Consider the following 5,957-nt stretch of genomic DNA (forward strand, 5'->3'; position numbering starts at 1 on the left):
TAGCAATTCCAGGCGGAACGTTACCACCACCTCAGAATGTGTACGTCGTATCGGTTGGTACTAATGGGTGTGATGCTACATCACTTCCTTTCCCGGTTCAGTATGGTCCGGTTACACCAAGTGGTATTACCGCTAATTGTTGGAATTACGGGGTTGCAGGAACAACAAATATTACAGTTGCTAATGCTCCTTCTCCTTTCTATGGAAATTACGTGATCAGTAGTACACCTGCGGGATTAATTACCGGTTCAAGCGTAAACCCGACAACCGGTGTTATTACTGTTACAACTTCGGGAACAGCGCCTGCAGGAACGTACACCATTAACGTTACTCACACTACAGGCGCACCTTGTGGTAATAGTCCTGTAGCCAGCTTTCCGATTACTTATAATGGAAATGGAACCATTCTTACGACGATTTACAACCCTGGTGTTGGTGGACCGGATGTTTACATCACAAGCAGTGCCCCGGTGGGAGCTACTTATGCCTGGTATTTAAACGGTAGTGGGCCACCAGCAGTACCAACAGGAACTGGCCCGGTATTGTACCTGACAGGTTCGGGTCCGGCTCCGACTTCCGTTTGTGTGTATGTAACCAGCGGTGGATGTAAAACTGTTTTATGTGCTTCTCCTCCGGGAACGCATAATCTGGCTCCGGGAACTTCTAATCCGGAAGAATCAATGGCTCCTTCATCAAAAGTTGAAATTTATCCGAATCCGAATGATGGAAACTTCTCTGTGAAAGTTCCTGCATTTAAGAATGAGGCGATTGCTACCATTATTGATGAAAGCGGACGTGAAATCGGACACCATAGACTGAAAGAAGGATTGAACCGCATTTCTGAACGCGATATGCCTACCGGACAGTATTTCCTGATTTTAAATCTGGATGGTGTGTATTCGATGCATAAGTTGCAAGTTTCACAGAAATAGCTGAATACGATTTGAATTTTAAGGGGTTGTCTTGAAAAAGGCAACCCTTTTATTCGTATTTTAGTCTCAGAATTGAATCGGATGGCTAACATCCGGTGACGATTATACCAATCTTACACTATTTGAATTTCAATGAAAAAATTCCTTCTTTTCTATACAGTTTGCTTCCTTAATTGTTTCGCGTTTTCTCAGAAAGAAATTTGGGGAACAGTCAGTAACGGCGGGCAATATGGACACGGTTATATTTTTAAAACAGATTCGATCGGTGATAATTTACAGGTTGTGCATCATTTTGATTCTGTTTATGGAAAAAATCCGGGGGCATTACTAGCGGCAAGTAATAATAAGCTTTATGGTTTTACTTCGGCGGGAGGACAAAACAATCAGGGGCTTTTTAGCGGCGGGGTATTCTACGAGTATGATTTAACAACAGCCACTTTTAAGGTTTTACAACATTTTGGTGCGAACAACCTGCAGATTACGGGTGTTTACCCGGCTGGAGACGGGCTCAGAGGTTTGACAGAAGTTTCTCCCGGAGTTGTTTACGGACAGATCAGAGGAGCATATCAGGGAGGTGTTGTTTTTGCATTCAATACGACTACTGAAACAATCTCAACCGCTTTGAATCTGCCTACTTTTCAGGGTGGCACATCGAATTCAACGTTGGGCAACCGCCTGGAAGGAAATTTGTACCGGGCTCCTGATGGATTTCTTTACGGAACTACCTATACGAATTCCCAATGTCCGGTTCCTAATCCGAATCTGGGCTCAATTATCCGGATTGATCCTTTGACAAATGCCTTTTCTATTCGTTATTTGTCTCCCTGCAACGGAAGTAATGGTTATCAGTTCGAGAATCAGTTTGTGAGTTATAATAACATTCTGTACAGCGTTGCCAAACCAGGCGGAGCAACTAACAAAGGAGTTATTTATGCTTTTGACCCCGCAACAAGTACTTATACGAACAAGCACAATTTTCAAGGCGGACTTTTAGGGCAACAGCCCTCACCAATGATGAAAGCCACTAACGGTAAGTTTTACGGAACTGCTAACGGGGGAACTCCCGAGACCGGTTTTCCTTCCGGTTGTGGAATTTTGTTCGAATTTGATCCGGTAACCGATCAGTTTACCAAGAAACTGGATTTTACTTATGGAAATGGTTTTTACATGAATGTCGGGCCTTTTCCTTTTAGTTTGATCAATGGACCTAACGGAAAGTTGTATGGAGTAACCGGAAACGGCGTTTTTGAATACAATCCTTCTTCCAATCAATTAGTTGCCAAAGGGCGTTTTCCAATTGACATGGGTTGGTATTCACCTGCAACACCTTCTTTGACTGCTGTTTGTAGAAAACCCGGGTATTTGCCTGTAAATGATACTTCTCTGATAACGTGTGAAGGAACGGAATTTACCTTCGAACTGGAATCTGAAAATACGGTTTCTTATGTCTGGAAACAAAACGGGGCAATTGATAATTCAAGAACCACTGAAATGCTGGATTTTGCTTCTTTGACAGTTGGAGACGAAGGTGTTTGGATCTGTGAAATGACCAATGAATGCGGAACAACGATAAGTCCTTCTGTGACCATTGACATCGTTCAAAACAATCCGGTTGTTACTCAGGTTGGAGCCGAATTACATGCTTCTGCAAGTGCTGCTTATCAATGGCTCAATTGTGATAACGGATATGTACCGATTAATGGAGAAACCAGCCAGCAATTTGCCCCCGCAACCAATGGGAATTATGCCGTTATTACGACTTCAGGAACTTGTTCGGATACCTCGGATTGTTATCTTATTGATGATTTGGGATTAAACAAAGAGCAACCATTGGATATTTCCATTCTCCCGAATCCTGCAATTGATGAAATCAGTTTGTTACTGAATGAATCCATTCAAATTCAATCGGTTAAAACCATGAGTGCAGCCGGTCAGCTTGTTGATAAGGGTACTTCTAAAGTGATCAAAGTCAATTTGCTGGCTCCGGGGATTTATTCCATCATCGTGGAAACCAACCAGGGAAATTGGACCGGTAAATTTCTGAAAATCGCGCCATAAAAGGAGTGAAGTTACTTTCTTCCCCGCGAAGCAGGTTTTCTTCCCCGCGGACTGTTTGTTTTACTTCCGGGTTTCCCGCTGAAAGCGCGTGATTTTTGCTGCGCATGATTCTTTTGTTGTGCAGGTACTTTTTTCTTTGGCGGATTGGGCTTACTTTTTGGTTTTTCGGCTTCTCCGCTTGAATCCTTGAGTAATTCATTCATCATCCGCATTTCGGAATCGGTTAATTCACGCCATTCACCTAAAGGAATCCCTTTAAGTTCAATGTTCATAATCCGTGTGCGCTCCAGTTTTGTGACATTGTAACCGAAGTATTCGCACATTCTGCGGATTTGCCTGTTCAATCCCTGAACCAAAATGATCTTGAAAACGTTGGGTGAAAGTTGTTCGACGACACATTTCTTTGTGACAACACCCAGAATAGGAACTCCTGCGGCCATTCGTGTCACAAATTCGCTTGTAAATGGCTTATCAACAGTAACGATATATTCCTTTTGATGCTGATTTCCGGCGCGCAAAATTTTGTTTACGATATCTCCGTTGGTCGTTAGGAAAATAAGTCCTTGCGAGTCTTTATCCAATCTGCCAATAGGGAAGATCCGTCTCGGATGACCGATATAATCCACGATATTATCTTCCACTCCTTTTTCCGTAGTTGAAGTAATTCCTTTCGGTTTGTTCAGGGCAATGTACAAATCGTCTTCCCGGTCTTTTCGTTGAACAGTATGTCCGTTCACTACAACAGTATCTCTGCTGCCAACCTGCGTGCCGATTTTAGCTCTCACACCATTGATAAATACCGATCCCTGTTCAATATACTTATCTGCTTCTCTTCGGGAACAGTAACCGCTATCGCTGATAAATTTGTTTAATCGGATCGATTCGTGCATGATTCTTTATTAGAAAACGAAATTTGAAGAATACGAAGGTAATTCATTTCGTGCTTAACCTTTAATGTTGGAGGGAAATAGTTGTTTCTCCTTTTTTACCACAAGTGGTAATGTCTTTATTTACACCGGGTTGTACGCAATGATTGACACATTGCATGATGATATCTAAATCGGATGCGGATAATTCCTTTTGTGCGTTTATTTGATAAACAGCATCCTGAGGTTCGGGTTGTAATTTGAGAACCAGCACGGTGAGCATGTTTATTTTGGTTTGTTTCTGATAAACTGTAAACCCGTTGATCAGCACTTCGATGATGATTTCCTGCTGATCGGTAGCAAATTCAAAGCTGAGTTCTTTCCCTAATTTTTCCCCGTAGAGAATGTTTCCGTTCAGATCGCTGATGGTAATTTCACCGCTTCCATGATGTCCTTTGTGAATTCCTTTCAGTTTGGTGATGTTTCCACCCACTTGTTCGATCTCAACAACATAATTGAATGGTTTTTGGTATTGATCCAATGAAAACCAGTATTCATAGGTTTTGTCTTCCCGAAGCGTTTGATGCAAAACCTGCCCGTACATCAACGGACAAAAAGCCATTAAAAGGATTGTAATGATCATTTTCATAAAGCGTTCCGTTTAGTACAGGTGTAAAAATAAGTCAAAAAACAATAGCGCAAAAAAAAGACTGATTTCCTTCGAAACCAGTCTTAAATAACTTGAGAATGAATCTTTTTAGTGAATTGTTCCCGCGCATAATTTCATGCGAAGCACGCGTTTTGCAGCTGCATCAACAATTGCTTTGAAGCTTGCATCCGAACGGTATTTTGCTAAGATTTCTCCATGAGATTTCATGCAATCCAAAGGCATTAATAAAATATCCACTCCGGCTTCAATTGCTTTTACACTGTTTCCTTTCACAGCCGTAACTCCGCCCATATTCATAGCATCTGTTACAACCAATCCTTTGAAACCTAATTCTTTGCGAAGCAAATCCGTGATAATCACTTTCGAACAGGTTGCCGGAAGACCGTTTGTATTGTATTTGGGGTTGTTGACAACCGCTAAGTGTCCGATCATAATACTCAAAACTCCTTTTTCGATCAATCCCGGGTAAGTCGAAACTTCTTTTAGTTCACCGTCAATTGCCTGAAGCGCTTTGTGTGTGTCTCCTGAAACCAATCCGTGTCCCGGGAAGTGTTTTGCCGTAGCAATGATTCCTTGTTCCTGCATACGTGCAATAAATGCATTTGACCACGGAACATTGTTTGCTTCCACTTTCGCGAAACCTCTGTAACCAACCGTTCCGTTCTTTGCCAAATCTACAACCGGTGCAAAATTGTAATTGATTCCAATCGCTTTTAAAGTAGCTGCGATCGTATCTGCACATTGATTTACTTCAGCAATAGAAGTAATTTCGTTTGCTTTTTTAACGGTAGAAGTTCCGGAAATCTTGCGGTTGAACAACGTTGGTTCCGCATCTGCACTATATAAAAATCCAGGATTTCCGTTTTCCTTGTTCAATGCATTGAATTCTTTGATCCAGGAAGTAAATTCTGTTTTTGTTCCGTTCAACATCAACACTCCTCCGATTGTTCTTTTTTCGATCAGTGCCTTGATAGATTGTGGTGTATTTCCTAAACGACCAACTGCGGGCATAATCAACTGAGCTACAATAGCCGTGTCATCCAATGTTTTGAACAACGCATCTACATCTTTATTCAAATCTGCATTCTCAGTCAGGTAATCGGAAAGAGCATACGTGCGCTTGATTTCCGGCAACCGAGGAACTTTTCGTTCTTCTTTTTGAGGTTCCGTTTTTGTTTCAGTACTATTTTGTCCGCATGCCTGAAGTAATAATACCGAACAAGCACAAATTGTAATCCAATGTTTCATTTCTACTTTTATCATAGTTGGTACAAATGTAGCCCGAAAGTTTCATGAGATTGTCTTTTCGAAGCCCATTTATAAACAATTCGAAGGTGAATTAGTCTTTTTTATAAAGGTTTTGCACGAGAATTCTGGTGATTTTTTTCCGCAAATCCCGAAAAGTCGGGACAAGTTGCACAAATAAATGCT

The 5,957-nt window shown here is 41.6% G+C and carries 5 protein-coding genes; 2 read left to right on the forward strand and 3 right to left on the reverse strand.

Annotated features, from left to right (window positions below; all coding sequences use genetic code 11):
- Together Q1V93_RS12100 and Q1V93_RS12105 are read left to right on the forward strand one after the other, a co-directional pair.
- Positions 1-932: T9SS type A sorting domain-containing protein (locus Q1V93_RS12100; RefSeq protein ID WP_300665029.1), on the forward strand; the 932-nt coding region annotated here is incomplete at its 5' end.
- Between the two features lie 132 nt (positions 933-1,064).
- The gene (locus tag Q1V93_RS12105) at positions 1,065-2,990 is read left to right on the forward strand and encodes a T9SS type A sorting domain-containing protein (protein WP_300665032.1); all 1,926 of its coding nucleotides are present in this window, start codon (positions 1,065-1,067) and stop codon (positions 2,988-2,990) included.
- Positions 2,991-3,001: 11 nt separating this feature from the next.
- On the opposite strand, the gene rluF is transcribed toward Q1V93_RS12105, so the two are convergent.
- From rluF to Q1V93_RS12120, 3 genes are all read right to left on the reverse strand, one after another.
- Positions 3,002-3,880: a 23S rRNA pseudouridine(2604) synthase RluF gene (gene rluF / locus Q1V93_RS12110; RefSeq protein WP_300665034.1), complete on the reverse strand. Its 879-nt coding sequence runs from the start codon at positions 3,878-3,880 to the stop codon at positions 3,002-3,004.
- A gap of 61 nt (positions 3,881-3,941) precedes the next feature.
- Positions 3,942-4,505, reverse strand: a complete 564-nt coding sequence (locus Q1V93_RS12115) for a hypothetical protein (protein WP_300665035.1) — start codon at positions 4,503-4,505, stop codon at positions 3,942-3,944.
- Positions 4,506-4,613: 108 nt separating this feature from the next.
- Positions 4,614-5,774: a glycoside hydrolase family 3 N-terminal domain-containing protein gene (locus Q1V93_RS12120; protein ID WP_300665037.1), complete on the reverse strand. Its 1,161-nt coding sequence runs from the start codon at positions 5,772-5,774 to the stop codon at positions 4,614-4,616.
- Between the last annotated feature and the right edge of the window lie 183 nt (positions 5,775-5,957).

This window comes from Fluviicola sp. (assembly GCF_030151805.1).
Taxonomy (GTDB): domain Bacteria; phylum Bacteroidota; class Bacteroidia; order Flavobacteriales_D; family Crocinitomicaceae; genus Fluviicola.